Source organism: Nocardia sp. NPDC052254 (assembly GCF_040679495.1).
Lineage (GTDB): Bacteria > Actinomycetota > Actinomycetes > Mycobacteriales > Mycobacteriaceae > Nocardia.
This window is the reverse complement of the sequence record NZ_JBFAUW010000002.1, coordinates 537,241-562,241: the sequence shown is the minus strand read 5'-3', so window position 1 is coordinate 562,241 and position 25,001 is coordinate 537,241. Positions and strand designations below refer to the sequence as shown.

The window sequence follows — 25,001 nt, the reverse complement described above, 5'->3', positions numbered from 1 at the left end:
CGTGGCTCGCGTCGCCGCGCCGGTGCCACTTCACCGAATCCGGACTTCTCGGCATAATCGCTAGGGAACCTGCAATATGCGGGACACCCACACCCGGTCGGCACCGTGAGCCGCTGCACGATCAGCGCCCAGGTCGTCTCCTGACCGTCGTGCGGGCGGCGCCGGATACGGGGAGGGAGTTGCTGTGGGTCAGGGCGAGCGAATCGGCACCATGGCGGATACGGCGGTCGCGGCGGTCGCCGGATTACTCGGCACCGATCCGGAAACCGTCTCGACCACGGCTCCTTTCACCGATCTGGGCCTCAGCTCCGTACAGCTCGCCCGGCTGACCGCGGTACTGGAAGATGCGCTGGGCGTGGAGATCTCGCTGACCGAACTCTACGACCATCCCGATATCGAGCGACTCGTCGACCACCTCGAGTTGCGATGACGACTGCGCACACACAACCGGCGATCTCGATCGTCGGCATCGGCTGCCGGGTGCCCGGTGCGTCCGGGGTGGCCGAGTTCTGGCGGCTTCTGGTCGAGGGCCGCGATGGCACCGGCGCACCGCCCCCGGATCGTGAGGGCGTGGCCCGCGGCGGCTATCTGCCCGCGGTCGCGGAATTCGACAACGACTGGTTCGCCATCTCCGATCGCGAAGCGGCACTGATGGATCCGCAGCAGCGTCTCGCACTCGAGGTCGCCGTCGAGGCGGTCGACGACGCCGGCATCGGCTATCGCTTGCGCGGTTCGAATGCCGCGGTGCTGTTCGGCGCCTGCGGATTCGATCACGGCGCGGTCGTCCTGGGCGCCGGTGGCCGGGACGCGCCGTATGCGGTGACCGGCTCGGCGTTGAGCATCATCGCCAACCGTCTGTCCTATGTCCTGGACCTGCACGGGCCGAGCGTGGTGCTGGACAGCGCGTGCTCGTCGTCGCTGGCCGCGGTGGACCTCGCGATGCGGATCCTGGCCGATGAGGCGGTCCCGTTCGCCATCGTCGGCGGAGTGAATCTGGCTCTGCTGCCGCACACTTCGCAGTATCTGGCCCAAGGCGGATTCCTGGCTCCGGACGGCCGCTGCAAACCGTTCGACGCGGCCGCCGACGGCTATGTGCGCGGTGACGGCGCCACCGTTCTCGTGCTGCAGCGCACCGCCGATGCACGGCGCGAGGGAAATCGCCGATACGCCGACATCCTCGGCGCCGCAGTGGGTTCCGACGGTCGCTCCAACGGTCTGTACGCTCCCAGCGGTCACGCCCAGCAGCAGGTGATCCGGAATGCCTGGGCGCGTGCCAATCTCGATGTTCGCGACGCCGGATACTTCGAATGTCACGGCACCGGAACGCCGGTCGGTGATGCGGTGGAGATCGAAGCGCTGGCGACGGTCCTCGGGCCCACCGAGGATGCCGCGCCGCGCAGCGCCCGGTTCATCGGCTCGGTCAAAGCGAATATCGGCCACCTTGAAGCGGCCGCCGGAGTCACCGGACTCGCCAAGGCCGCGTTGAGCCTGTGGCACGGAATCATCGCGCCCACCAGAAACTTCCGGCGCGAGAATCCGCTGCTGCGCTTGTCCGAACGCGGGCTGCGAGTCCCCACCGAACCGGTGGCGTGGGAACGGACTCCGGACGTGCGCCGCTGTGCCGGGGTCAGCGCGTTCGGCTTCGGTGGCACGAACGCCCATGTGGTGGTCCGCGAGGCCGATCCGGCACCCGCCGCCCGGGAACTCACGGCACCGGTCCTGATCGCACTCACCGGTCGCGACGAGATCGAATTGCGCGACAACGCCGATCGCTGGGCCACCGCGATCGCCGACGAGACACTGTCACTGCCGGCACTGGCCGCCGCGGGCCGCGCCCTGCCGCAGGCGGTTCGCGGCGCGATCCTGGCCGACGACGCCGAGGACGCGGCCGACGCACTGCGCAGCATCGCACACAGCGCTCCCGCCCCGAAGACGGTGCTCGGCATCGGAACCCGGCGCCGGGGCCGAGTGCTGTTCCTGTTCTCCGGCCAGGGCGGCCAGCATCCGCGGATGGGGCGCGAACTGGCGGCCCGCTATCCCGTATTCGCCCAGTCGCTCGCCGAGACCACCGACGCGATCGTCGCGGCCGGCGGCCCGCGGATCTGGACACCGCGGCACGGATTCTCCGCCGGTGTGGCGACCACCGAGACCGTCCAACCGGCGCTGTTCGTCTACCAGGTCGCACTCGCCCGGCTGCTGGCGAGCTGGGGGATCGAACCCGACGGCGTCACCGGGCACAGTCTCGGTGAGGTCGCGGCCGCCACGGTGGCCGGGGCGATCTCGCTCCCGGAAGGGGCCCGGCTGATCACCGAACGATCCCGCCTGCTCGGTGGCCTGGCCGGACAGGGCAGTATGGCTCTGCTCGAGGCGACGCCGGATCAGGCCCGCCGGCTGGTCGAGCCCCTCCGCGCCGAGGTGGCGGTGGCCGCGGTCAACGGTCCACGGGCAGTCGTGGTTTCGGGCACCAACCGCTATATGGAGACGCTGCTGCGCCGCGCGGAGCGGCGGCACTACTACGCCCGGCCGGTTCCCGTGGACTTCGCCGCGCACAGCCCGCAGGTCCGGCGGCTGGTCGAGGAATTCACCGACGCCGTCGCACCGCTGGTTCCGCAGTCGCCACGCATCCCGTTGTTCTCCACCGCGCGGGCCGGAACCGTCGTCGACTCGGCCGCGATGGACGCCGGTTACTGGGCCGACAACCTCTGTGGCACGGTCGAATTGGACTCGGCCATCGAGGCGGCGCTGGCGCGCGGCTACACCACCGTGGTCGAGATATCTCCTCACCCCGTACTGGCCCACACGGTACGGGACCACCCGGAACTCACCGAGGCGGTGTTCCCGGCGGCGGACCGCGACGGCGAGGCCACGGCACTACTGCGCACGATCGGCGCGATGTATGTCCGCGGCCGTGATGTCGACTGGTCCGTTCAGGGGCCCGCCACCGCGCCCGCGAGCCGGCGCCACTGGCGCCGGAAGACCTTCCCGCTGCTCACCCGGACCACTACCGATCCCGGGACCGACCGCCTCGATGATCACGTCGTGGCCGGGGTGCCCACCGTCCCGGCCACGTATTGGATTCGGCGACTGCTGGATTCGGTCCCCGGGCCCGTCCGGCTGGCCGATTTCACCGTGCACGAGCGCACCGATATCGCCGACCTCGGCGGTGTCGGCTACCGCATCGGCGCCGATCTGCGGGCCGTACTGGGCCCGCTGACGGTGGCCTCCGCGCGGACGATGGCACCGGCCGCACCCGCCGACATCCTCACCTGGATGCGCGCGATCGATACGCATCGCGCCGGGGAGGACTCGTCGGTCGCACTCGATCTCGGCGAGTTCTATGCCGGGCTGGCCCGGCGTGGTCTCGACTACGGACCGGTCTTTCGCCCTCTGACCGGACTTCGCGGCGGAGAACGCAGTGCGGTCGGCACTTTCGACTCCGCACCGGTGTCGACCGCCGCGCTGGACGGATGTCTGCAACTCGTCGCGGCGGCGGCGCGCGAGGTGTTGCCGGCCGAGGGCCCGGCGCTGCCCGTCGCCATCGGCTCGGTGTGGATATCCGATGCGCAGCGAACTCGCCTCATCGAGGCGTATGCCTTCGTCCGCGCCGTGGTGGGCGAGGATCTGCGGTGCGATGTGATCGCCCTCGATCAGTTCGACGCACCCGCCGTGGCACTACTCGACATTCGAATCCACTGTTCCGGCGGCACGGCCGCCGAATCCGGCCCGGCCTGCGATCCGGTCCCGAGCCGTTCGATCGATACCGTCCCCCTGCCGCGGCTGGGCACCCCGGCCCGGTCCACGGGCTACGATCCCACCGTCGCCACGGCACCGGAGTGGGCAGATTCCGTACTGCGCGAGGAGTATTGGTCGCCGATTCGCCAGACCCGGACGGCGGAGCGGAACTGCTCGATATCGCGGGCATTCGTGGTCGGTGAATCGGAGCTGGCCACCGCCGTCACCCGCGAGATCGACCGAATGGTGCCGACTCAGCGGGTGGCCCGCGAGCCCGGCGCATCCGGGCCGATCCTGGAATCTGCCGCGATCGGATCCGCCGATACCGCCGTCGTGCTGATCTGGCCGGAGTCCGTCGCGGCTCCGCTGCCGGAAGCGACCACCTCCGCGGACGCGGTCGCCCGCGCCCTGCGTGTCCTGCAGCAGACCGTCACGGCGCCCGCCACCGCGACGGTCACCGTGGTACTGCGTGACCCCGCTTCGATCGAACAGAACGCGGTGGCGGCGCTGGTTCGGACCCTGCAGCTCGAATCGGGGCGCCCGGTGCGGTTGATCTGGTCCGATGGCAGCGGCCCCGGCACCGTGCGTGATCTGGTCCTCGCGCGATCGGGGCCCGACGAGCTACGGGTCGAACGGTCGTCGGTACACGGCCGCCGCTTCCGCCCACTCGCCGGGGAGGCCTTCGCCGTCCCCGTCTCCACCGAGGGCACCTATGTGGTCACCGGCGGACTGGGCGCACTGGGTGCGGCGGCGGTGCGCTGGCTCCTGGATCAGGGCGCTCGCGATGTCGTCGTACTGACCAGGACCCCCCGGACGCTGCCCCCACTGCTCGACGGTGCCGAGGATCGCGTCGTCGTGGTCCGCTGCGATGTCACCGATCGCGCCGATCTGTGCAACGCGCTCAACGATATTCGTGCCTGCGGCTCCACCGTGCGTGGCGTGATCCACGCCGCGGGCGTGTTGCAGGACACCGAATTCGACGCCGTCACCGCGGAACTGGTGCACCGGCACTTCGAGCCGAAGGTGGCGGCGGCGGTATCGCTGCTGGAGCTCACCGCCTGCGATCCCACCGACTTCACGCTCCTGTTCTCCTCGGCCACCGGCCTTCTCGGCGCGCCCGGTCAGGCCGCCTACGCCGCCGCCAATGCCGCCCTCGATGCCGCCGCCCGCGCATCCCAGGATCGTTCCGTGATCAGCATCGCCTGGGGCAGCTGGGATTCGGGCCTGGCTCGTACCGCGGGCGGCGCCGACCATCTGCGCAATGCCGGCGTCATACCCTTCGATGTCGCGCGTGGGCTGGCCGTCCTGTCCGCGGTCCTCGGCCGCCCACGGTCGGTGGTGCTGGCGCTCGATTACACGGCTACCGAGGACACCTCGTCCGTGGCGGCCCGATTGCGTTCGCTGCTGTCGGGCGGGCACATCGGCACGGACGCGACCCCGCTCCCGAGCTCGCCGATCGCACCCGCGCGCACGACATCCGATCATGCTCCGGCACCGGACGACGCGGATGTTCACACCATCGTGCGCGCCACCGTCGCCGGCACTCTGTCCCGGCCGATCGAATCCATCGATCCGAATGCGGATTTCGGCACGCTGAACATGTCCTCCCTGCTCGCCATCGACTTGCGCAGGCGGCTGGAACATCGACTCGGTATCCGGATCGCCACCGCCGAACTGTTCGAGAATCCTTCGGTCACAGCGCTGTCGGCGGCCTTGGCCATGCGGATACCCCGACAGGAGACATCGTGATAGCCCCGCTGGCAGCGGCGGTCGCGGACCGGGCGGTACTCGCGCCGGACGACCCGGCCGTCACGGCGCTGTCGTACCCGGGCGGGGAATGCCGGGCCGCGACGCTGACCGTTGCGGAATTACACAGTGCAGCGGGTGATCTCGCCGCAGGCATTCGGGAGCGGACCCTGCCCGGAGACCGGGTGGCGATTCTGTGCCGCCACGGAATCGACTACGTCATCGCATTTCTCGCTTGTCTCTACACCGCGCGTACCGCGGTGCCGCTGTTTCCGGTGACCATGCCGCGGCACGCGGATCGTCTGCGTTCGATACTCACCGATGCCCGTCCGCGCCTCGGCCTGATCTCCGCCGACGCCGAGTTCCGCCACCTCGAGGCGCTGCCGGAGCCGGGCGCATACCTCACCGTCGATCCGCACGCCCGGTCGGAGAACGTCGGACTCGATCGGATCTCCGACCATCCCGCCTACCTCCAGTACACCTCGGGCTCCACCACATCTCCCGCCGGCGTGGAGATTTCGCATGCGAACCTGTCCGCGACACTGGATCAGCTGCGGCGCGCACTTCCGGTCGTCGAGGATCGTCCGCTGGTGAACTGGCTGCCGTACTTCCACGATATGGGTCTGGTGTTCGCACTGTCCCTGCCGTTGTACACCGGCGCACACACCGTCACACTCCCACCCGGAGAATTCGCCAAGCGCCCGATTCGCTGGCTGCGGGCCTGCGCCGACTATCGAGCGGGTGGCACCGCGAGCCCGAATTTCGGTCTCACCCTGGCGGTTTCGGGAACCTCGCCGCGGGAACGCGAGGGTCTCGACCTGTCCGGGCTGGAGCTGCTCCTCAATGGTGCCGAACCGATCCGGCGCACGGCATTGGACAGCTTCACCCGCACCTTCGCACCGTACGGTTTCCGGCACCGCGCACATACGCCCGGCTACGGTCTCGCCGAGGCCACCCTGCCCGTCACCATTTCCGCGCCGGAGGCCGCACCGGTCGGAATCGAATTCGATCGCACCGCTCTGGGCGCCGGTCGCGTTGTGGTGGCGGACGCTGCCACGAGCGGTGTCGCGCTCGTCGACTGCGGCAGGCCCGTCGGCCAGACCGTGCGGATCGTCGATCCTGACACCCTCGTTCCGATGGACGACGGTACCGTCGGTGAGATCTGGGTGCAGGGCCCGAACGTGGCGGCCGGATATGCCGGGCGGCCCGACCGCACCGAAACCGCCTTCGGCGCGGCACCGGCGGGTGCGGCGGGATCATGGTTGCGCACCGGCGATCTGGGATTCTTCCACGACGGCGGGTTGTTCGTCGCAGGGCGATTGCGGGACACGATCGTCATCGGCGGCCGTAATCATTTTCCCGCCGACATCGAGGCCACCGCCGCGAGTGTCGCGCCCGAATTACGTACCGGACATCTCGCCGCGTTCGGTGTCGAGACCGGGGAATGCGAGCAACTGATACTCGTCGCTGAAATCGGACATGATCCGGCCGACCCCGATGAGATCGGCCGGCGAATCAGGATGGCGGTGACGAGCACACACGGCATCGCCCCGGCGCAGGTGCTGATCGTGCCGCGCGGTGCGATTCCGAAGACCTCGAGTGGAAAGATGCGGCGTGGCGCCTGCCGCGACCGCTATCGCCAAGGTGAGTTCACCGCCGGGAAGTCGCCGGACTCACTCGGAATCGCGACCGAGTAGCCGATCGGTCTCGCGCCGTTCGCGTTTGGTGGGCCGCCCGGAGCCGCGATCGCGCCTGGGCATGGTGGCGACGATCTCGGCCGACGGTGGCGGCGGACTCTTGTCGATATAACACTGCACCGCGATCGCGGCACCCACGCGTTTGACGACCAGCCGCGCGACGACCACGATGCGTTCCACACCGGAATTGCGCACCCGGACTTCATCACCGGGCTTGAGCTGATGTGCGGGCTTGACGGCCACGCCGTTGACATGCACATGGCCGCCGCGGCATGCGGTAGCCGCGGCGGACCTCGTCTTGAACAGCCGGACAGCCCAGATCCAGGAGTCGACCCGAGCCGTAGCTGGTTGTGCCTGTTCCAGTTTCACTCCTCACCTACAGCCCGGCGAATCACCGCCGGGCAGGCGCGAGCGTGCCGGAATCAGGAAACGCGACGTGCGGTGACGATCGAGTCAGGGTCCAGATGCGCGTAGCTGACGGTTTCGCCCGACTGCGGCGCCTGGAGGATCTTGCCATCGCCGGCGTACATGGCCACGTGGCCGCCACCGTTCTGGATGACCAGGTCACCGGGCTTCAATTCCTGGAAGGCAACCGGCTTGCCGACGTGCGACTGCTCGAAGCTGGTACGCGGCAGCGCGATTCCGGCCTGCTTGTACGCCCACTGCACCAGACCGGAGCAGTCGAAGTTCGCCGGACCGGAGGCGCCCCAGACGTAGTCGGAGCCGATCTTGCTGCGGGCCGCATCGAGCGCGACATCGCCGATACCGTGCTGCTGCTGCAACTGCGGCTGGCTGAACATCCCACCCAGGGGGTTCGGCGCGACATTGGGGGCACCGGGTGCGATCGCCTGCGAGCTCAGCGCCTGCTGGGCTCCCTTGATCTGATCGGCGTGATCAGCGAGGGCCTGGTTGACCTGCCCCACCTGCTGATCGAACTCCGGTGCGACCGGAACGTCGAAGTTACCGAAGCCGGGAACGTTGATCGTGGTCGCCATCGCCGGAATCGCCGGCATCGCACCGGTTGCCGCAACAGCGCCGAAGACCATTGCACCCTTCACGGAATTCGGCAATCGCGATTCCCGCTGCAGACTGTGTTTACCCACCGAGCTGAGTCTCCTGTTTCTTCCTTGCCCACGCGCCGACCGGGTTAGCTGACGGGTTCGGGCCGGGAAGATTCGGCCCTACCCCATCGACCTTGCGACCGAAGAGGATTCACCCCAGATACCTGGGTCCCCGGTTCGGCAATCGAGCTGCCCACTCGCTTGCCGATTAGGCGGTGACTTTGCGGGCCGCTCCTCTAATGAAACGACATACTCCGCGAAGTCACGAAGAGATTACGACGGCTCGCTGTTGTTGTCCACCCCACAGCGCGGCGTGTCCGCCCGCGTGTCGCCAAAGCGCCACGACCACCCCCAATTACAGCGCCGCAGACCCAGTCTGCTATGGCGTGTCACAACTCGACATCGACGGCACTGTGCCGTTATCGAATCGAGTCGCCGCGGCGTTACACCCGGACACCTCACGCCCCATCGCCACGACCCTCGATCACCTGCTCCAACGCCGCGATCCGCCGACGCGCCTCGGCGAGTTCGGTTTCCAGCCGGCCCACCGCGACCACGAGTGGCCCCACCGCGAGGTCGGCCACCAGCTGCGGATCGTCGTAGCCCTGGGCGATCGCCTCGAGGATGCTGTCTCGAATGCGCAATGCCACCGGAGCGCCCTCGGGCACATTCCAGCCGGCGACGACTTCGGCCACGGTGGGGGTCGACCCGCCCCCCGACTGCTGATCTTCCGAATCGGTGGACATGACCCTCCTGCGGACATTCCGGACCTCGAACTGCTACCAGCCTAGAGATTCCCCGGATCGCCGGTCACCGTCGCCACCCCGCGCATTCGGTCCGATAGCGCAATCTAGGACATCCCTTATATATCCCCATATTCCGATGCGAACGGGCTACGGTGTCGGGGCATGGACCCCGTTCGGAATCCGTATGCCCCGGGCGCCGGTCAGCGCCCACCCGAACTCGCCGGACGCGACAAGCAGCTCGACACCTTCGACATCGTGCTCGAACGCATCTCGCGTGGGCGCCCCGAACGCAGCGTGATGCTCACCGGATTGCGTGGCGTGGGAAAGACGGTGCTGCTCAATCAACTCCGGTCGACCGCGCGCTCGCGCGGATGGGGTACCGGAAAGCTGGAGGCGCGTCCCGATCAGGACCTGCGCCGCCCGCTGGCCTCGGCGCTGCACATGGCGGTGCGGCAGATCGCGGTCGCGCACCGGAATCCGGAGATGGTCGACGACTTCCTCGGCATCCTGAAGTCCTTCGCCCTGCGCGCCACCGCCGACAAGGGCATGCGGGATCGCTGGCAGCCCGGTATCGACGTACCGGCGGTGACCGGACGCGCGGATTCCGGCGATATCGAGATCGATCTGGTGGAGTTGCTGCTCGAGGCCGCTCAGCTCGCCCGCGACATCGGGGTCGGCATCGCGGTGTTCATCGACGAGATGCAGGACCTCGGTCCGGCCGACATCTCCGCCATCTGTGGCGCCTGCCACGAATTGAGCCAGGAGACAGCGCCTCTGATCGTGGTCGGTGCCGGCCTGCCTCATCTACCGGCGGTGCTGTCGGCCTCCAAGAGCTACTCCGAGCGACTGTTCGGCTACCACAAGATCGACCGCCTGGATCGCGATGCCGCGGACCACGCGCTGATCGCTCCGGCCGAACGCGAATCGGTGGAGTTCACCGAGGAAGCACTGAAAGCCCTGTACGACAAAGCAGATGGGTACCCCTATTTCGTCCAGGCGTACGGCAAGGCCACCTGGGATGCGGCCGCCAGCTCACCGATCGGACCCGAGGATGTCGAGTTGGGGGCACCGGCCGCCGAGGAGGAGCTGGCAGTGGGATTCTTCGGATCCCGCTATGAGAGAGCAACCCCGGCCGAGCGAGAGTACATGCGGGCGATGGCGGATCTGGCGGGCGACGACGGGCCGGTTCCGACCGCCGCGGTCGCCAAGGAGCTGGGCCGCAAACCCGCCTCGCTGTCGCCGGCCCGGGACGGACTGATCAAGAAGGGTCTGATCTACTCCGCCGAACGGGGGACCATCGGATTCACCGTGCCGCACTTCGGCCGCTACCTGCGCGGCGTGCAGTAGCGGTGAGCCACGCCCAGCCGTCTCACCACCCCTGTGATTCCGCGGGCCGCGCCCGCCTCAGCTGTCCGATCGGGAAATCTAGACATATCTAGTGGAGATGATCGATACCGCAAGATTTCCCGATCGACACCATCTCCGCAGGTCAGCCGAGTGCGCCGAAGAAGGTCCTGAGGTCGGCCGCATACGCCTCGGGCTGATCCATGGCGATGAAGTGATGCCCCGCCGGATTGCCCCCGGGCCAGTGCACGACCTTCGCGGTGCGCTCGGCGAGCCGGCGAATCCCGGGTGCACCGCTGTACACACCCGTCGGCACCACATCGGATCCGGTGGGCCAGGCGAATCCGGCGCTGTCGTAATAGGGCCAGGCCGAGGTTCCGAAGCTCTGCGTGAACCAGTACAGGCTCACATTGGCGAGAAAGGCATCCCGATCGATCGACTCCGACAGTGGTCCGGACGCGCTGAAGTCGGTGAATTTCTGCAGCATCCAGGACAGTGCGCCGACCGGGGAGTCGTTCCACCCGATCGAGAAGGTCTGCGACGCCGACCGCAGTAGTGCGTGATGGTCCACGCCGTTCACCCAGTCCGCCGACATCATCGCCTCGTAGCCGGCACGCTCGGCATCGGTCAGGATCGGCACATCGGCCTCGGTCGGGAAACCGAGGCCCGCGGTGATGTAGAGACCGGCGACCCGATCCGGCGCAGCCTCCGCCATCGCGGTGCTGACATAGGTCCCCAGGTCGCCGCCTTGGACGCCGTAACGCGAGTAGCCGAGCTGGTCCATCAGATCCACCCACAACCGGCCGACACGTTCGGCGCTCCAACCGGTGTCGCGCGGCGGGGCCGAGAAACCGAAGCCCGGGACCGACGGCACGATCACATGGAAGGCCCGCCGCGGATCACCGCCGTGTGCGCGCGGATCGGCGAGCAGATCGATGATCCCCGCGAATTCCACGAACGAATTCGGCCAGCCGTGGTTGAGCACCAGCGGCAGCGCGTCCGGCTCGGGCGAGCGCACGTGCAGGAAATGCACCTCGAGTCCGTCGATCTGCGTCAGATGCTGCGGAAATCGATTGAGATTCGCTTCCTGTGCTCGCCAATCGAATTCACTCCGCCAGTACTCCGCCAGCTCGGCCACCCGCGCCACCGGCATTCCGCACCGGGACCCGCCGGGCAACTGCGGCGCCCAGCGCGTCTCGGCCAGGCGGCGGTGCAGGTCGTCGATCTCGGCTCGGGGGACATCGATGTGGAAATCGCGGATTCGGCTGCTCATATCCGGAACGCTAATCAGATTCCAGGTCAGAACCTGTCCTCATTCTCGCGATATCTTTCTAACCATCTCTACTGATTTGTCTAGATCTACGAAGATTCTCACGATTCGTATCGAACCCATGGCTCCGATGGGTCCGATGCCATGGGCTGCGGCCCGATCACCCGGCCGGACCGCAGCGCGGCCGGTCCGTTATCCGCGACGGTTGTGCAACTTCTGCATAACAGCAGGTTCCGGCGGTTAACGCGACGGCAATGACGATCGACATCCGGGACAGGAACGGACTCTGCGGGAGGACGTCATGTCCATGTCGATCGCCGTCGCCGCCGATCATCGCGACCTGCTGCGCGACGACCTCGCCGAACGCGTCACCGTCTGCGCCGACGACGGCACCCCGCTCGCCGCGCACGTGGTCGGCGCCCCATCGGCGGCGCTGACGGTGGTCTTCGTCCACGGACACTGCCTGCGCACCGAATCCTGGTGGTTTCTGCGCGATCATTTACTGCGGCAATGGGGTTCGGACCAGGGCGTCGCGGACACCCGCATGATCTTCTACGACCACCGCGGACACGGCCGCTCCGGCAGCGCCGATCCCGCGACCTACACCATCGATCAACTCGGGCGCGATCTCGGCGCGATCCTGCGGACCCTCGCACCGACCGGTCCCGTCGTGCTGGTCGGCCACTCGATGGGGGCGATGGCGGTGCTGGCCCACGCCCGGCTGTTCCCGGAGACCATCGGGACCCGGGTGATCGGCGTGGGCCTGATCGCCACCGCCGCCGCCGGCATCACCACCGTCGGGCTCGCCCGGTTGCTCACCCGCCACACCGTGACATCGTTCCAGCTGGCGGTGCGGCGTGCACCGCGCACGATGAGCGCGTCGAAACGATTGGGCCGCCGTCTGTTCGAGCCGATTGTGCGGGAGACGAGTTTCGGCACGCGGCGAGCGAGTCCGCGAATGGCCGCGCTGGCCACCGCCATGCTCAACGACACACCCCTGCCGACCATGGCGCACTTCCTGGATTCGCTGATCCGCTTCGACGAGACACCGACCCTGCGCCTGCTGGCGGACCTGCCCGCACTGGTGCTCGGCGGTTCCGCCGACATCCTGATCCCGTTCGCTCATTCGGTGGTCCTCGCCGCGCAGCTCGACGGCGCCGAACTGGTACGGCTGGACGGCGCCGGGCACAGCGTGATCCTGGAACGCGCCGAAGAGGTGGCCGCGGCTGTCGCGGACCTGGTCGAGCGCGCCCTGAAGAGGTGCGCGCCACCCCCGGCCGGCACCGTGACCGCCGCGCCGCCGTTGCCCGATCTCGCCGCGCAGGCACTGGTAGCGGCCGGCTGACCCGCGCGTGAGCACCAGGTGAGGAATTGTTTTTCCGCTGTGACGAGCCAGAACGCGAATGATCACGTAGTGTGTTGTAGATCACGATGTGCGGTCCGTCACAGACTTGATCTTGCCTCCGGGCAGACCGAATCCGGACGGCCGCAAGCACCAGGAGGTTTCGATGACACGCAGTGAGATCGAAGAACTGCGCTTCGCGGTCGGACAGCTCCGGCAATGCGTCGGCGCGTTGCGTACCCACTACGGGGACGCCAACCCGGTTCGCCGGCTGGAGAACGACCTCGAACGACTCTTCATCGATGCCGAGGAGTTCGAACACACCCCGCCGCCCGAGGTCGACGCCCGGCGGCAGCAGGAGGTCATCTACGTTCCGGACAGCAAGTCCGACGAGGCCGCCTGGATGGGAGCACAAGACGAGGGGCTGGGTTTCCACTCACGCCCACGCACCAAGTAACCCGAAATTCACCGAGCAGGGCACACCGTCGCGACAGCACGCGATTCCGTCGTGACGGTGCCCCGGACTGTCGTCCCCACCGCGATCGCATTCGCGAAGAAGGTCCGAAGTAGCTCGTCATTCACTCACCGCACTGCCTCAGTGAGCGCCCAGGAAATGTGGCGCAAATCATAGGACGGCGGCCCGGTCGATCTTGCCGGGACCGGCCTCGAGTCATAGCTCGGGTGTCGTATGGTGCTCAGCATCACATTCGACGCCGGAGGTAACGATGCCGTTCCACGGGGTAGACCAGCGAGGCAGCTTGCAGTGAGCGCAGCACCGACACATGCCCCCGAGTCGGGCACGGGAGTTTTCAGCAAAGGCCGCGCGGCCATTTCGACACGGACCCTGCGAACCGACAGGTGGTGGGTTCCACCACTGTTCACGGTTCTGGGCCTGGCCGCATTCATCATCTACGCAACCGTCAGAGCCTTTGTGCGAACCGCATATTGGGTCGACGACTATCACTATCTGACGCCGTTCTACTCACCCTGCGTGAGTACGTCGTGCGTCGAGGGTTCGAGCCACTTCGGGCACTGGGTCGGCAATCTGCCGATGTGGATTCCGCTCGGTTTCCTGGTGCTGCCGTTCCTGTTGTTGTTCCGATTGACCTGCTACTACTACCGCAAGGCCTACTACCGGGCCGTCTGGTTCTCACCGCCGGCCTGCGCCGTCGCCGAGCCGCACGCGAAATACACCGGGGAGACCCGGCTTCCGCTGATCATCCAGAACGTGCACCGCTACTTCTTCTATGTCGCGGTCATCGTCTCGTTGGTCAACACCTATGACGCGATCATGGCCTTCCACGGCCGCGGCGGCGGGTTCGGCTTCGGGCTCGGCAACATCGTGCTGGTGGTCAATGTCGTTCTGCTGTGGGCATATACGATCTCCTGCCACTCGTGCCGCCATATCACCGGCGGACGCCTGAAACACTTCTCGGCCCATCCGGTGCGCTACTGGATGTGGACCCAGGTGTCCAAACTGAACACCCGCCACATGCAATTGGCCTGGACCACCCTGGCCACCCTGGCGATCACCGACTTCTACATCATGCTGGTCGCCAGCGGCACCATCTCCGATCCGCGCTTCGTCGGCTGATCGCGGCCACGAACGCTACAGAGCCCAATTCCTCAGTCTCTCAGGAGTATTCGTTTCATGCCTGAAGTCGAACGGCACAAGTACGACGTCGTCGTGATCGGTGCCGGTGGTGCCGGACTGCGCGCGGTGATCGAGGCCCGCGAACACGGTCTGTCGGTGGCGGTGGTGTGTAAATCGCTGTTCGGCAAGGCGCATACGGTCATGGCCGAGGGCGGATGCGCCGCCTCGATGGGCAATGCCAACGAGAAGGACAGCTGGCAGGTCCACTTCCGCGACACCATGCGGGGCGGCAAATTCCTCAACAACTGGCGCATGGCCGAACTGCACGCGCAGGAGGCGCCCGATCGGGTCTGGGAGTTGGAAACCTATGGGGCGCTGTTCGACCGGACCGCGGACGGCCGGATCAGCCAGCGCAACTTCGGCGGCCACACCTATCCCCGGCTGGCACACGTCGGTGACCGCACCGGCCTCGAACTGATCCGGACCATGCAGCAGAAGATCGTTTCGCTGCAGCAGGAGGATTTCGCCGAGAGCGGTGATTACGAGGCCCGGATCAAGGTGTTCGCCGAATGCACCATCACCGATCTGCTGAAGGATGGCGACGCCATCTCCGGCGCATTCGGATACTGGCGGGAGTCGGGACGGTTCATCCTGTTCGAGACTCCGGCCGTGGTGCTGGCCACCGGCGGTGTCGGCAAGTCCTACAAGACGACCTCGAATTCCTGGGAGTACACCGGCGACGGGCACGCACTCGCGCTGCGGGCCGGTGCGTCGTTGATCAATATGGAATTCCTGCAGTTCCATCCGACCGGGATGGTCTGGCCACCGAGTGTGAAGGGCATCCTCGTCACCGAGGGTGTACGCGGTGACGGCGGTGTCCTGAAGAACACCGAGGGCAAGCGGTTCATGTTCGACTACATCCCCGCGGTGTTCAAGGGGCAGTACGCCGAAACCGAGGAGGAGGCCGATCAGTGGTTGCGCGACAACGATTCCGCGCGCCGCACCCCGGATCTGCTGCCTCGTGACGAGGTGGCCCGCGCGATCAACGAGGAGGTCAAGGCCGGACGCGGCACCGAACACGGTGGCGTGTATCTCGACATCGCGTCCAGGTTGCCCACCGCCGAGATCCTCAAGCGACTGCCGTCGATGCATCACCAGTTCAAGGAACTGGCAGATGTGGACATCACCAAGGAACCGATGGAAGTCGGGCCGACCTGCCATTACGTGATGGGCGGTATCGAGGTCGATCCGGATACGGGTGCGGCGACCGTGCCCGGATTGTTCGCCGCCGGTGAGTGTTCCGGCGGTATGCACGGATCGAACCGGCTGGGCGGTAACTCACTGTCGGACCTGCTGGTGTTCGGACGGCGAGCCGGACTCGGCGCGGCCACCTATGTGGAACAGCTGGAAAAGCGTCCGGCCATCTCCGACGGTGATATCGACACGGCCGCGACATCGGCGCTGTCGCCCTTCGATCCGCCGGCCTCCGGCACCGGCGAGAACCCGTACACACTGCACACCGATCTGCAGCAGACCATGAACGACCTGGTCGGAATCATCCGTAAGAAGCACGAACTCGAACAAGCCAATGGGCATCTGAACGAACTTCGTGAGCGCTACGACACCGTCACCGTCGAGGGACATCGGCAGTTCAATCCGGGCTGGCATCTCGCCCTCGATCTGCGGAACATGTTGCTGGTCAGCGAATGTGTCGCACAGGCCGCGCTGCTGCGCACCGAGAGCCGGGGCGGGCATACCCGCGACGATCATCCGCAGATGGACCCGCAATGGCGCAACCGGCTGCTGGTGTGCCGGCTCGATCCCGCCGACGCCGATCGGACGATCCCCTCGGTCGTGGTCACCTCGGAGGATCAGACGCCGATGAGAGAAGACCTGCTCGCCCTGTTCGAATTCGGCGAGCTGGAGAAGTACTACACCCAAGCGGAGGTCGCCGCTCATCCCGCGGCCGCCGAATCGTCCGCGAAAGGCGATGAGTGACAATGGGTTACGATGCCCACTTCCGCGTGTGGCGCGGTGACAACGACTCCGGTGACCTGCAGGATTTCACGGTCCAGGTGAACGAGGGCGAGGTGGTCCTCGACATCATTCACCGCCTGCAGGCCACGCAGGCACCGGATCTCGCGGTGCGCTGGAACTGCAAGGCGGGTAAATGCGGCTCCTGTTCGGCCGAGGTCAACGGCCGGCCGCGGTTGCTGTGCATGACTCGAATGTCGACCTTCACCACCGACGAAGTGGTGACCGTTACGCCGATGCGGACATTCCCGGTGATTCGCGACCTGGTCACCGATGTGTCGTTCAACTATCAGAAGGCCAGGGAGATCCCGTCTTTCACGCCGCCGGACGATCTCAAACCCGGTGAGTACCGCATGCAGCAGCGCGATGTGGAGCGGTCACAGGAGTTCCGCAAATGCATCGAATGCTTCCTCTGCCAGGACACCTGCCACGTGGTGCGCGACCACGAGGACAACAAGGACGCCTTCGCCGGACCGCGCTACCTGATGCGGGTCGCCGAACTGGAGATGCATCCGCTGGATGTGGTCGATCGGCGCGAGATGGCGCAGGAGGAATTCGGGCTCGGATTCTGCAATATCACCAAATGCTGCAGCGACGTATGCCCGGAACATATCAAGATTACGGACAATGCACTCATTCCGATGAAGGAGCGAGTGGTGGATCGCAAATACGATCCGGTGGTCTGGCTGGGTAATAAACTGTTCCGGCGATGAACAGTTCGGCACCGGAATTGAATACAGGAAAAAGTTGATTGAGATGCTGTAGCCGGTCGGTTCGCCGACCGGCTACAGCATTGTCACCACACCGATCGCGACGACCGCGACCAACACTCCTACCAGCAGTGACGTCAGCATGACTCCGGTCAGTATGTACACCCCGACGGCCGATACCGCGAACAGCATTCCGACGATCAGGCCTTCCACCCAGTCACCCGGAAACAGTTTGCGGTACCGAGGTGAGGTATTTCTCAGCCCGCGATCCACTCTTTTGGTTTACCCATTGCCAGCATTGGTAAACATACGTTCGTTGCGAAACAGGAGTGGTTTCGTGATCTTCTCCGTCGCCCGCCCGCGCGAAAACTCCGAGTTATCCGGACACCACTGAGACCCGATCCGCACGGGAGTCTCGCCACCTGTCGGCGACCTGTCGGGCCGGGCTCGCCGCGCGACTCGCGGTACCGGACTCGGCAGATGACCGGACCCGCGGAGATCCGAAGCTCCCAGTTCCCCAACCGGATTCGCTGCTGGAGATTCGCCCGGATTCGATTCGGATCCGCGATTCCCGCCCGCGCGATGCCGATCTGGAGGATGCTGGGAGTGTGCTCGCAGCGGGCCTCCGGAGTGGTTCGCCGGGCACAAGTCGGGTCTCGTACGCAGGAACGAGGAGTCATGGCTGTTGATGTCATCGGGTCGTCGTTGATGACCAGCGATCTGTCGCGCCGCGCCGCGCGCCGTGTCGGTTACGAATATCGAGGGATGTCCACCTCGCCCGGCCGCCTCCCGGCCGGACCACACGATCCACCCGCACCACCACGCCACCGGGCAGACCGGCAGCCGGCGGGGGTGGCCGCGTGCAACTGACCAACCTGAACATGCCGGTCGCCGGCCTGCTGCAATGCGGTAGCGATCCCGGCATCATGACCGCCGAACAGGCCCACGCCGCCATGCAACTGCATCTGGACTGCACCGTCGACACCTGCCTGGTCCGTCGGCGCGCCCGCGCGGTGCTGGTCGAAGAGGGGCGCTGCGTCCTCGACGATCGAGCCATCCCGTGACCGCGTTACCGGACCACGGCCAGGGCACCGTGGTCCCGTTCCCCATCGCCGGACCGCGGCACGCCGCCCACCGGCGCGGGCGGCGCGGCGATACCTATTTCGCCGCCGCGGCCGTGTCGAGCCGTGGCGGTTCCCATCGTGCGCGACATGCCCGCAAACCCGGATTGGATCGCTACGACCGCCTGGTCCTGGCGGTTGCGGGGTGGCTGCTGGCAACCCGGATCGCACTGGTCGGAGAGCATGTGATCGAGGAAGCGTAGGTTTTCGAGGGTGTTCGCGCCGGGCGCTCGGGGATGACGTCCGGCGCACCTCGCGCCTTTCTCGACTCTCCGAATACGTCTCCGCTCACCGCTCTGCCTCGGCGGCGGGGGGTTGCGGGTCACGCTGAGCCACCTATCCTCTTCGATACGGGCGGGTTCGAGTGTGAAGGTTCCTGCACGAGAGTGAGAGGAACCGTATGGCCCGCAAGCAACACACGGAGGTCGAGCGCCGCCCGGCCGAGGACGAGGAATACTGGGCCGACGAACCGACCGTCTCGGTGGCTCCGGGCGATCGATGGAGTCCCCCGCCACCGCGCCGCCGGTCACCTGATCCTCGCTCGTACGAGCCGCACGGCTACGAACCCCGCACCACCGAGTCCCGTGCCGCCGATCCCCGGATGAACGAACCCCGGATGATCGAGCCCAGCCGGGCCGACCCCTATCCCCACATGGCCGAGCCCAGCCGGGCCGATCCCCGGGGTGGCGAATCCGCGGAAGAGCGCTGGGAGAGCGCGCAGAACCGGCGGCGCGGTGTGATCGAACCGGATGAAGACCGCTGGGACAGTTCCCCCAACCGGCGCCGCACCGGCCGGTTGCGGGTCGAGGTGCCGCCCATCGTCAATCCGTACGCGATCGTCGCCCTGGTGGCAGCACTGCTCGGATTGTTTCCGGTCGCAATCGTATTCGGCCTGATCGCCTTCAGCCACCCGCGCGGGCGGATGATGGCGATGTCGGCGCTGATGCTCGGTCTGGCCGAAGTGCTCATCGTCGCCGCGGCCCTGGTGCTGTCCGGTGTCACGCTGCCGCACACCACATTACGTACGGTACCCGCAGCCGTCACCACCGATACCACCGGCTCGAGCTCCGATCCCACCCGAACGATCGCACCGACCACCGCGGTGGCTCCGCCCCCGGTGGTCACCACGGCGCCGGTGACCACCGCGCCGGCCGGGCCGATATCGGCGGCCAAGGGGGAGGTGTGCACCGACGCACAGGCCGGGTTGCTCGGCGCCGCGACCGACGGGAGCACCCTGCTGTGCCTGCACGGCGGCAGCGGGTACCGGTGGACCGGGCCCTATGCGGTGTCGACCGCGGTGTACGAGGGCGGCTCGAAGTGCGATCCCACCATCGACAAGACCGCCCGCACGCCGGACGGCCACGCCCTGGTCTGCGAGGGACAGGGCCGCAACAGCATCTGGTCGCTGTGGGTCGACTAGCGGTGCCACCGCGGTGGGTCGGCTCGCCGTGGGTCGGGCATCGAAGCTACCGTTCCCTCACAGCGAATGTCCCGCGAGTACAGGAGGACCGCCAATGTCCGAACGCGTTGCCGTCGTAACCGGCGCGGCCAGGGGTATCGGGGCCGCCATCGCGACCCGTCTGGCACAGGACGGGTTGAAGGTCGGCGTGCTCGACCTGGACGCCGCGCACTGCGCCGACACCGTCGCCGCCATCACCTCGGCCGGCGGGCAGGCTGTGGCCCTGGGCGCTGACGTCTCCGACGAGGATTCGGTTGCCGCGGCGGTGACACAGCTGGCCGAGCAGCTCGGCCCGCCCACCGTCCTGGTCAACAACGCGGGCATCCTGCGCGACAATCTGCTCTTCAAGATGAGCGTCGGCGACTGGGACGCGGTGATGAACGTGCACCTGCGCGGCGCCTTCCTGATGAGCCGCGCGGTACAGAAGTACATGGTGGACGCCAAGTGGGGTCGCATCGTGAACATGTCCAGTAGTTCCGCGCAGGGCAACCGGGGTCAGGTCAACTACTCCGCGGCCAAGGCCGGACTGCAGGGCTTCACCAAAACGCTTGCGCTGGAACTCGGTAAGTTCGGCGTCACCGCCAATGCCATCGCACCCGGATTCATCGTCACCGATATGACCGCCGCGACCGCCGAGCGGGTGGGCGTGCCCTTCGAGGACTTCCAGTCCGCCGCCGCATCCCAGATTCCGGTGCAGCGGGTCGGCCGGCCGGAGGATATCGCGCACACGGCGTCCTTCCTGGTGAGCGAGGGTGCGGGCTTCGTCTCCGGCCAGGTCGTGTACGTGGCCGGCGGCCCCCTGGACTGAGCGGGCCGCGTACCGCCGCCCGCCCCGCAGTAGCGTCGACCGATATGAGCCGAGGTGCGGTTCGTCGTACCGGGACGAGTTGGCTGTTGTTGACGCCGAGCCTGTTCGGAGTCGGCGTATTCCTGATTCTGCCGATCGTGCTGGTCGGCTGGCTGAGTTTCTACAGCTGGAATCTGCTGGGGCCGACGGAGTTCGTGGGTCTGCGCAACTGGCGTTCGGTACTCACCGACGCCGGTTTCGGACACGCGCTGGCGGTGACGGGTGCGCTGACGCTGCTGGTGGTTCCCGTGCAGACCGCACTGGGATTCCTGGTGGCCGCGCTGGTCGTGCGGCGTCGCGCCGCCGGTGGATTCCGGGTCCTGTTCGCGCTGCCGTGGATGTGTGCGCCGGTGGTGGTGGGTGTGATCTGGCGATGGTTGTTCGCACCCACCGACGGTGCGCTCAATGCGCTACTGGGACGGCGGATCGACTGGCTGGCCGATCCCGCACTGGCGCTGCCTTCGGTTGCGGCGGTGAGCATCTGGTCGAATTTCGGCTATGTGGCGCTGTTCTTCGTCGCGGGCCTGCGCGCGATTCCACCGGAGATCCACGAAGCCGGGGCCATCGACGGAGCCACCGGATGGCGACACCTGCGCTGGCTGACCCTGCCACTGTTGCGCCCCACGCTCTTCTTCGTTCTGGCCACCGGGACGATCACCGCCTTCCAGACCTTCGACACGGTGTACGCGCTGACCAAGGGCGGTCCGGGCGATCGCACGAATGTGGTGGCGATGCAGATCTTCTCGGAGGCGTTCGATGCCGCACGGCCGGGACGCGCGGCGGCGATGTCGATCGTCGTCTGTGTCGTGATGATGATCATCACCGTGCTGCAGCACCGATACTTCCGCAACCGGACCGGCGATGAGTTCTGAGCCGCGGCGGGCGGCCGCGGTGCGGTCGGTCCTCGCCTATCTCCTGCTGATCGCCGGTGCGCTGAGCACGGTCGCACCGCTCGTACTGGGTGCGCTCACCGCGGTGAAGACGCCGCGGCAGTTCGCCACCGATTCCCCGCTGGCGCTACCGGATCCGGTGACCGGAGAGAACTTTCGCGCCGTTGTCGATCAGGGCCTCGGCCGTGCGGTGGCGGTGACCGCGCTGATGACGGTCGTCATCACCGCGGGGCAGCTGATCACCTCGATACTGGCCGCATACGCCGTCGCCTGCACCGAGTTCCGCGGACGCGATCTGCTGTTCTGGATCTATCTCGCGACCATGATGGTGCCGACGATCGTCACGCTGATTCCGCTGTACCTGATGTTCGCGCGACTCGGCTGGCTGAATACCTTCTGGGCCTTGGTACTACCGTTCGCCTTCGGCTCTCCGTACGCGATCTTCCTGCTACGACAGTACTTTCGCGGCATTCCGGGGGAGATGATCGGCGCGGCCCGCCTCGACGGGGCCAGCACTCTCGACATCCTCTGGCACATCGTGGTGCCGATGAGCCGGCCGGTACTGGCGACGCTCACCGTGATCACGATCGTCACCCAGTGGAACAGCTTCATGTGGCCGCTGGTGGCGGGGTCCGGTCGCTGGCAGGTACTCACCGTGGCGACCGCGGATCTGCAGACCCGGTACAACGAGCAGTGGACGCTGGTCATGGCGGCGACCACACTGGCAGTCGTACCGCTGGTGGTGTTGTTCGTGGTGTTCCAGCGCCAGGTGCTGCGCTCGGTCGCGTGGACAGGGTTGAAATGAGGATGAAGAGCTCGACGATCGCGGTGTTGTCGGTGATCCTCGGTGTCGTCCTGCTCGTCACCGCCGCGCTGTGGCTGGGACGCGATACCGAGGCGTCGGGCAGGACCGTGGTCCGGCTGCGAATCTGGGATCAGAGTTTCGTTCCCGCCTATCGCGCCGCCCTCGACGAGTTCCAGCGCGCCAACCCGGACGTGGAGGTCCGGATCACGGTCGTGCCGTGGGCCTCCTATCAGCAGAAACTGCGATTGGACGTGGCCGGCGGTACCGCCGACGATCTGTTCTGGACCAACACGTATACCGACTACGCCGATGCCGGGAAGCTCGCCGACATCGGTGCGATGCTCGGCCCGGATGCCGCGCGGCAATGGGATCCCGATGCGGTCACCCAGTACACCCGGCACGGCAAGCTCTGGGCGGTACCGCAATTCGTCGACGGCGGCTCGGCGATCTACTACAACCGGGATCTGCTCGCCGCCGCCGGGATCGAACCCGCGCAGCTCGGCGAGCTGACCTGGAACCCACACGGACCGGACACCTTCCGGCCACTGCTCCAACGGCTCGCGGCGGCTGCACCATGGGCCTACAACGCCGCCAACGACTTTCAATCCATCGAATTGCCGTATCTGGGTTCTGCGGGTGGCCGGTTCCAGGACGGCGACCGTTACGTCTTCGACAGTCCCCAGGGTGTGGACGCCTTCGGATATCTCACGAGTCTGGTCGGCGCGGGGCTCACCCCACCCGCCGCGGACACCCGCACCGGCAGCGACTTCGCGAAGAACGCCTTCCTGCAGGGCAAGCTGGCGTTGTTCCAGTCCGGTAGCTTCTCGCTGTCATCGGTCGCGGAACAGGCCGGATTCCCGTGGGGGACAGCGATGATTCCGGCTGGTCCGGCCGGGCGGGTCAGTACGAACAATGCCATCGGGATCGCCGCCGACGCTCACACCGATCATCCCGGCGCGGTGCGGCGAGTGCTGAGCTGGCTGGGCAGTGCTGCCGGGAACCGCTATCTGGCGGCCGGCGGACAGACCATTCCGGCCGTGGTCGCCGATCGGCAGATCTATCGAGATCACTGGTCGCACCGGGGAATCGATGTCGCGCCGTTCTTCGATGTGCTGCGCGGACCACGAATCGAATCCGGTGGCGGGCCGGGCTTCACGGCGGCGTTGCAGGCCATCGACGAGATTTTCGACGAGATGTTCCTGGGACGGATTCCGGTGCCGGAGGCCCTGCACCGCGCCCGGATCGCCGCACAGGATGCCGCGGCCGGCTGATCAGATCCGGCTGTGGTCGACCAGCGGTGTGCGCGGGCCGAACGCCGGTTTCCTGGCCTGGCCCGAGATCTCGAGCAACCGGATCGCGCGATAGCGGTGCGGCCGTAGCGGTTCCAGGTACTCGACCATCTCGTCGTCGTCGAGCGGACGCCCCAGCAGGGTCCAGCCGACGATCGCCGACAGATGAAAATCACCGACCGACAGCGCATCCGCGTCACCGAGGGCACGCTGAGCGATCTCCGCCGCGGTCCACACCCCGATGCCCGGCACCGTGCGCAACCGCGCGGAGGCCTCGCTCGGATCCAGCACCGCGGCGGCCTCCAGCGCCGCGGCCGACCGGGCGGCGGTGACGATGGTCCGCGATCGCTGCGGATCGACATTGGCGCGGTGGTAGTCCCAGGACGGTATGTAACGCCAGGTCTCCGCGGCCGGCGGCACCCGCATCGGCCCGGGTGTCGGTCCCGGAGCGGGATCGCCGTGGCGCCACACCAGTTTTCGCCAAGAGGCGCGCGCCGAGACGGTGTGCACACGTTGTTCCAGCACGGCGGGCACCAGCGCTTCGAAGACGAGTCCGGTGCGCAGCATCCGCAATCCGGGATGGCGGCGATGGGCCTCGGCGATCCGTGGGTGTTCGGGAATGAAATCGCCGAGATCCTCGTCGACACAGAGCATGTGCGGGAGTCCATCGAGGAATTCCGCGGCGCCCGGCCCCCAGGCGCGGGCGCCGATCGAAGCGGGACCGGCCTGGACCAGCCGATAGGTCACCGGACCACTCGGCAGTCGCGATGCCCGCCAGTGCGCGCCGTCGGCGGTGACGCGGTGGCAGGGGTCGCCGGTACCGCGTCGTAGTGGCGCGAGTGTGGCGGCGAGGGTGATCGGCTGAGCGGCGGTGACAGTGCGCTCGGTGCCGTCACCGTGCGATTGCGCACCGGCGACGGTTGCGAGTGTCCTCCGGGCACCGCGACCTCGCGCGATACTCGGCGCGGGCTGGCTGCGTCCGGTCATCGCATCCATCCTGTCACCGCGCCGCTGTGCGCCGGTCCCCGGATCGGCCGAGCGGGGCCATCGAGGTGCGGGGCCGATATCGGCCGAACCTCCCGGGCGCGGGAAGTGCCGGTCGCACTCGGCGCCGGAGCTGGCAAGACTGATCCCGGCGGTCCCGCGTATGGCGTAGGTCACGCGCATCCGCGCTGGTGTAACGATACGATCACGCATGCCGATTTCGATGAATAATGGCTTAAACAGCAATCGTTCGGCAATGGCACAACGGAGGTCTCCATGCTCACCAACTTCCTGAATTTGCTGCTCAATGTGTGGGGCGCCGTCTCCGCC

Annotated in this window: 22 protein-coding genes and 1 riboswitch; of the genes, 16 read left to right on the top strand and 6 right to left on the bottom strand. The window is 67.1% G+C overall.

Features of this window, described 5'->3' with window-relative positions:
- Positions 1–184 precede the first annotated feature (184 nt).
- The 3 genes from AB0L57_RS07495 to AB0L57_RS07485 are packed head-to-tail and all read left to right on the top strand — an operon-like array spanning position 185 to position 7,175.
- The gene (locus AB0L57_RS07495) at positions 185–430 is read left to right on the top strand and encodes an acyl carrier protein (RefSeq protein WP_364958618.1); all 246 of its coding nucleotides are present in this window, start codon (positions 185–187) and stop codon (positions 428–430) included.
- Positions 427–5,481, top strand: a complete 5,055-nt coding sequence (locus AB0L57_RS07490; protein ID WP_364958616.1) for an SDR family NAD(P)-dependent oxidoreductase — start codon at positions 427–429, stop codon at positions 5,479–5,481. Before AB0L57_RS07495 ends, AB0L57_RS07490 begins: the two co-directional genes overlap by 4 nt.
- Positions 5,478–7,175, top strand: a complete 1,698-nt coding sequence (locus AB0L57_RS07485) for a fatty acyl-AMP ligase (RefSeq protein WP_364958614.1) — start codon at positions 5,478–5,480, stop codon at positions 7,173–7,175. Before AB0L57_RS07490 ends, AB0L57_RS07485 begins: the two co-directional genes overlap by 4 nt.
- Here AB0L57_RS07485 and AB0L57_RS07480 read toward each other — a convergent pair.
- The 3 genes from AB0L57_RS07480 to AB0L57_RS07470 form a co-directional block, all read right to left on the bottom strand.
- Complete coding sequence (locus AB0L57_RS07480) at positions 7,152–7,538, bottom strand: RNA-binding S4 domain-containing protein (protein WP_364959315.1); 387 nt, start codon at positions 7,536–7,538, stop codon at positions 7,152–7,154. The two genes, AB0L57_RS07485 and AB0L57_RS07480, sit on opposite strands and share 24 nt — an antisense overlap.
- A gap of 59 nt (positions 7,539–7,597) precedes the next feature.
- On the bottom strand, positions 7,598–8,278 hold the full coding sequence (locus AB0L57_RS07475) for a C40 family peptidase (RefSeq protein ID WP_364958613.1): 681 nt from the start codon (positions 8,276–8,278) through the stop codon (positions 7,598–7,600).
- 18 nt (positions 8,279–8,296) lie between these two features.
- Positions 8,297–8,461: riboswitch (cyclic di-AMP (ydaO/yuaA leader) on the bottom strand.
- Between the two features lie 233 nt (positions 8,462–8,694).
- Positions 8,695–8,982, bottom strand: a complete 288-nt coding sequence (locus tag AB0L57_RS07470) for a hypothetical protein (RefSeq protein ID WP_364958611.1) — start codon at positions 8,980–8,982, stop codon at positions 8,695–8,697.
- A gap of 162 nt (positions 8,983–9,144) precedes the next feature.
- Here AB0L57_RS07470 and AB0L57_RS07465 point away from each other — a divergent pair, with 162 nt between their 5' ends.
- Positions 9,145–10,329: an ATP-binding protein gene (locus AB0L57_RS07465; RefSeq protein ID WP_364958609.1), complete on the top strand. Its 1,185-nt coding sequence runs from the start codon at positions 9,145–9,147 to the stop codon at positions 10,327–10,329.
- A gap of 142 nt (positions 10,330–10,471) precedes the next feature.
- Here AB0L57_RS07465 and AB0L57_RS07460 read toward each other — a convergent pair whose 3' ends face one another.
- Complete coding sequence (locus tag AB0L57_RS07460; protein ID WP_364958607.1) at positions 10,472–11,599, bottom strand: epoxide hydrolase family protein; 1,128 nt, start codon at positions 11,597–11,599, stop codon at positions 10,472–10,474.
- Positions 11,600–11,903: 304 nt separating this feature from the next.
- Between AB0L57_RS07460 and AB0L57_RS07455 the strand changes: the two genes are divergently transcribed.
- From AB0L57_RS07455 to AB0L57_RS07435, 5 genes are all read left to right on the top strand, one after another.
- On the top strand, positions 11,904–12,941 hold the full coding sequence (locus tag AB0L57_RS07455; RefSeq protein WP_364959313.1) for an alpha/beta hydrolase: 1,038 nt from the start codon (positions 11,904–11,906) through the stop codon (positions 12,939–12,941).
- A gap of 163 nt (positions 12,942–13,104) precedes the next feature.
- Entirely contained in the window at positions 13,105–13,395 is a 291-nt protein-coding gene (locus tag AB0L57_RS07450) for a hypothetical protein (protein WP_364958605.1), read from the top strand.
- Between the two features lie 306 nt (positions 13,396–13,701).
- Positions 13,702–14,532: a hypothetical protein gene (locus tag AB0L57_RS07445; protein ID WP_364958603.1), complete on the top strand. Its 831-nt coding sequence runs from the start codon at positions 13,702–13,704 to the stop codon at positions 14,530–14,532.
- A 57-nt stretch (positions 14,533–14,589) separates the two neighbouring features.
- Complete coding sequence (locus AB0L57_RS07440) at positions 14,590–16,530, top strand: fumarate reductase/succinate dehydrogenase flavoprotein subunit (protein WP_364958601.1); 1,941 nt, start codon at positions 14,590–14,592, stop codon at positions 16,528–16,530.
- 2 nt (positions 16,531–16,532) lie between these two features.
- Entirely contained in the window at positions 16,533–17,279 is a 747-nt protein-coding gene (locus AB0L57_RS07435) for a succinate dehydrogenase/fumarate reductase iron-sulfur subunit (protein ID WP_364958599.1), read from the top strand.
- A gap of 72 nt (positions 17,280–17,351) precedes the next feature.
- Here the strand turns inward: AB0L57_RS07435 and AB0L57_RS07430 are convergent, their stop codons facing one another.
- Positions 17,352–17,549 carry a hypothetical protein gene (locus AB0L57_RS07430; RefSeq protein ID WP_364958597.1) on the bottom strand — a complete coding sequence of 66 codons (198 nt, stop codon included), beginning with the start codon at positions 17,547–17,549 and terminating at the stop codon, positions 17,352–17,354.
- Positions 17,550–18,136: 587 nt separating this feature from the next.
- On the opposite strand from AB0L57_RS07430, the gene AB0L57_RS07425 reads away from it, so the two are divergent.
- The 7 genes from AB0L57_RS07425 to AB0L57_RS07395 all read left to right on the top strand — a co-directional run bounded on the left by AB0L57_RS07425 (position 18,137) and on the right by AB0L57_RS07395 (position 23,669).
- Positions 18,137–18,340 carry a hypothetical protein gene (locus AB0L57_RS07425; protein WP_364958595.1) on the top strand — a complete coding sequence of 68 codons (204 nt, stop codon included), beginning with the start codon at positions 18,137–18,139 and terminating at the stop codon, positions 18,338–18,340.
- Positions 18,337–18,600, top strand: a complete 264-nt coding sequence (locus AB0L57_RS07420; RefSeq protein ID WP_364958594.1) for a hypothetical protein — start codon at positions 18,337–18,339, stop codon at positions 18,598–18,600. The genes AB0L57_RS07425 and AB0L57_RS07420 overlap by 4 nt, the downstream gene beginning before the upstream one ends.
- A gap of 197 nt (positions 18,601–18,797) precedes the next feature.
- Positions 18,798–19,817, top strand: a complete 1,020-nt coding sequence (locus AB0L57_RS07415; RefSeq protein ID WP_364958592.1) for a DUF4190 domain-containing protein — start codon at positions 18,798–18,800, stop codon at positions 19,815–19,817.
- Positions 19,818–19,911: 94 nt separating this feature from the next.
- Positions 19,912–20,664 (top strand): 3-oxoacyl-ACP reductase FabG, encoded by a 753-nt coding sequence (fabG, locus tag AB0L57_RS07410; protein ID WP_364958590.1) that lies wholly within the window; start codon positions 19,912–19,914, stop codon positions 20,662–20,664.
- Between the two features lie 44 nt (positions 20,665–20,708).
- Positions 20,709–21,575: a sugar ABC transporter permease gene (locus AB0L57_RS07405; RefSeq protein ID WP_364958588.1), complete on the top strand. Its 867-nt coding sequence runs from the start codon at positions 20,709–20,711 to the stop codon at positions 21,573–21,575.
- Positions 21,565–22,398 (top strand): carbohydrate ABC transporter permease, encoded by an 834-nt coding sequence (locus AB0L57_RS07400; RefSeq protein ID WP_364958586.1) that lies wholly within the window; start codon positions 21,565–21,567, stop codon positions 22,396–22,398. Before AB0L57_RS07405 ends, AB0L57_RS07400 begins: the two co-directional genes overlap by 11 nt.
- Before the next feature lie 2 nt (positions 22,399–22,400).
- Complete coding sequence (locus tag AB0L57_RS07395) at positions 22,401–23,669, top strand: sugar ABC transporter substrate-binding protein (protein ID WP_364958584.1); 1,269 nt, start codon at positions 22,401–22,403, stop codon at positions 23,667–23,669.
- Here AB0L57_RS07395 and AB0L57_RS07390 read toward each other — a convergent pair whose 3' ends face one another.
- Positions 23,670–24,674: a DNA-3-methyladenine glycosylase 2 family protein gene (locus AB0L57_RS07390; protein ID WP_364958583.1), complete on the bottom strand. Its 1,005-nt coding sequence runs from the start codon at positions 24,672–24,674 to the stop codon at positions 23,670–23,672.
- Positions 24,675–25,001: the final 327 nt, after the last annotated feature.